Below are 3,259 nucleotides of genomic sequence, written 5' to 3' on the forward strand. Positions count from 1 at the left end.
ATGGAGTTAAGTCTTCATTGGCTGGATCGTCATCTTGGGTATTTGATTGTATCTAGGCTACGTCGCCATATCAAAAGGGGCGGTGTAGTCGTCGCACAAACACAACTTGTTGTTTTAGTGATCCAGGTTACTGAAATGATAGGGTCAAGCGACTAAGTGCATCTGGTGGATGCCTTGGCGATCATAGGCGAAGAAGGACGTGTAAGCCTGCGAAAAGCGCGGGGGAGCTGGCAATAGAGCTTTGATCCCGCGATGTCCGAATGGGGAAACCCCTCCGCAAGGAGATCCCGTGCTGAATACATAGGCACGAGGAGGCGAACGCAGCGAACTGAAACATCTAAGTAGCTGCAGGAAAAGAAATCAACCGAGATTCCGTTAGTAGTGGCGAGCGAACGCGGAAGAGCCTGTACGTGTTATGGATTGTGTTAGTGGAAGGTTCATGGAAAGGACCGCCATAGTGGGTGATAGCCCCGTACACGAAAACGCATTCCAAGGACTAGGCGTACGATAAGTAGGGCGGGACACGAGAAATCCTGTCTGAAGATGGGGGGACCATCCTCCAAGGCTAAATACTCATGATCGACCGATAGTGAACCAGTACCGTGAGGGAAAGGCGAAAAGAACCCCGGGAGGGGAGTGAAATAGAACCTGAAACCGGATGCATACAAACAGTGGGAGCGGACTTGTTCCGTGACTGCGTACCTTTTGTATAATGGGTCAGCGACTTACGTTCAGTAGCGAGCTTAACCGAATAGGGGAGGCGTAGGGAAACCGAGTCCGAATAGGGCGCTTTAGTTGCTGGGCGTAGACCCGAAACCGAGTGATCTATCCATGGCCAGGATGAAGGTGCGGTAACACGCACTGGAGGTCCGAACCCACTAGTGTTGCAAAACTAGGGGATGAGCTGTGGATAGGGGTGAAAGGCTAAACAAACTCGGAGATAGCTGGTTCTCCCCGAAAACTATTTAGGTAGTGCCTCATGTATCACTTCCGGGGGTAAAGCACTGTTATGGCTAGGGGGTCATTGCGATTTACCAAACCATGGCAAACTCTGAATACCGGAAAGTGCGAGCATGGGAGACAGACGGTGGGTGCTAACGTCCATCGTCAAGAGGGAAACAACCCAGACCGCCAGCTAAGGTCCCAAATGATCAGTTAAGTGGTAAACGAAGTGGGAAGGCCTAGACAGCCAGGATGTTGGCTTAGAAGCAGCCATCATTTAAAGAAAGCGTAATAGCTCACTGGTCGAGTCGTCCTGCGCGGAAGATGTAACGGGGCTCAAACTGATAACCGAAGCTGCGGATTTGCACGTAAGTGCAGATGGTAGGGGAGCGTTCTGTAGGTCTGAGAAGGTGTCTCGTAAGGGATGCTGGAGATATCAGAAGTGCGAATGCTGACATGAGTAGCGATAAAGCGGGTGAAAAGCCCGCTCGCCGAAAGCCCAAGGTTTCCTACGCAACGTTCATCGGCGTAGGGTGAGTCGGCCCCTAAGGCGAGGCTGAAAAGCGTAGTCGATGGGAAACGGGTTAAAATTCCCGTACTTTTATGCAGTGCGATGTGGGGACGGAGAAGGTTAGGTCATCAGACTGTTGGAATAGTCTGTTTAAGCCGGTAGGCTGGGGAGGTAGGCAAATCCGCCTTCCCTTAAGGCCGAGACGTGATGACGAGGGTCTACGGACCTGAAGTGACTGATACCACGCTTCCAGGAAAAGCCACTAAGCTTCAGCTGCATAAGAACCGTACCGCAAACCGACACAGGTGGGCAGGATGAGAATTCTAAGGCGCTTGAGAGAACTCAGGAGAAGGAACTCGGCAAATTGATACCGTAACTTCGGGAGAAGGTATGCCTCTTAGAGTGAAACCCCTGCGGGAGGAGCTTTGAGAGGTCGCAGAGAATCGGTGGCTGCGACTGTTTAACAAAAACACAGCACTGTGCCAACACGAAAGTGGACGTATACGGTGTGACGCCTGCCCGGTGCTGGAAGGTTAAGTGATGGGGTGCAAGCTCTTGATCGAAGCCCCAGTAAACGGCGGCCGTAACTATAACGGTCCTAAGGTAGCGAAATTCCTTGTCGGGTAAGTTCCGACCCGCACGAATGGCGTAACGATGGCCACACTGTCTCCTCCTGAGACTCAGCGAAGTTGAAGTGTTTGTGAAGATGCAATCTCCCCGCTGCTAGACGGAAAGACCCCGTGAACCTTTACTGTAGCTTTGCATTGGACTTTGAACAGACTTGTGTAGGATAGGTGGGAGGCTATGAAGTGGGAACGCTAGTTCTCATGGAGCCGTCCTTGAAATACCACCCTGGTGTGTTTGAGGTTCTAACCTTGGTCCGTGATCCGGATTGGGGACAGTGCATGGTAGGCAGTTTGACTGGGGCGGTCTCCTCCCAAAGTGTAACGGAGGAGTTCGAAGGTTACCTAGGTACGGTCGGAAATCGTGCTGATAGTGCAATGGCAAAAGGTAGCTTAACTGCGAGACCGACAAGTCGAGCAGGTGCGAAAGCAGGACATAGTGATCCGGTGGTTCTGAATGGAAGGGCCATCGCTCAACGGATAAAAGGTACTCCGGGGATAACAGGCTGATACCGCCCAAGAGTTCACATCGACGGCGGTGTTTGGCACCTCGATGTCGGCTCATCACATCCTGGGGCTGTAGCCGGTCCCAAGGGTATGGCTGTTCGCCATTTAAAGTGGTACGTGAGCTGGGTTCAAAACGTCGTGAGACAGTTTGGTCCCTATCTGCAGTGGGCGTTGGAAGTTTGACGGGGGCTGCTCCTAGTACGAGAGGACCGGAGTGGACGCACCTCTGGTGTACCGGTTGTGACGCCAGTCGCATTGCCGGGTAGCTAAGTGCGGAAGAGATAACCGCTGAAAGCATCTAAGCGGGAAACTCGCCTGAAGATGAGACTTCCCTGAGGGCTTGACCCTCCTGAAGAGTCGTTCGAGACCAGGACGTTGATAGGTCGGGTGTGGAAGCGCTGTGAGGCGTTAAGCTAACCGATACTAATTGCTCGTGAGGCTTGATCCTATCATTTGAGTGGCTTGGGAGACTGAGCGACGAGGTGTGGGTGTGCGACACAATTGAATACCGAATATATGTGGGCTGATCAAAGATCAGCCTAGGCTTCTTCTAGTTTGTACCAGTTTATGTCTGGTGGCCATAGCGAGGTGGTCCCACGCCTTCCCATCCCGAACAGGACCGTGAAACGCCTTAGCGCCGATGATAGTGTGGCATTCGCCATGTGAAAGTAGGACA

The 3,259-nt window shown here is 52.4% G+C and carries 2 rRNA genes; both read left to right on the plus strand.

The annotated features are described in order from the left end of the window. The first annotated feature begins 142 nt into the window (after positions 1 to 142). A 23S ribosomal RNA gene (locus tag ACUXV1_RS23120) occupies positions 143 to 3,031 on the plus strand. Between the two features lie 122 nt (positions 3,032 to 3,153). Beyond that, positions 3,154 to 3,259 (plus strand): 5S ribosomal RNA (rrf, locus tag ACUXV1_RS23125); the annotation flags it as partial.

The sequence above is a fragment of the Chromobacterium sp. W521 genome, from assembly GCF_052805975.1.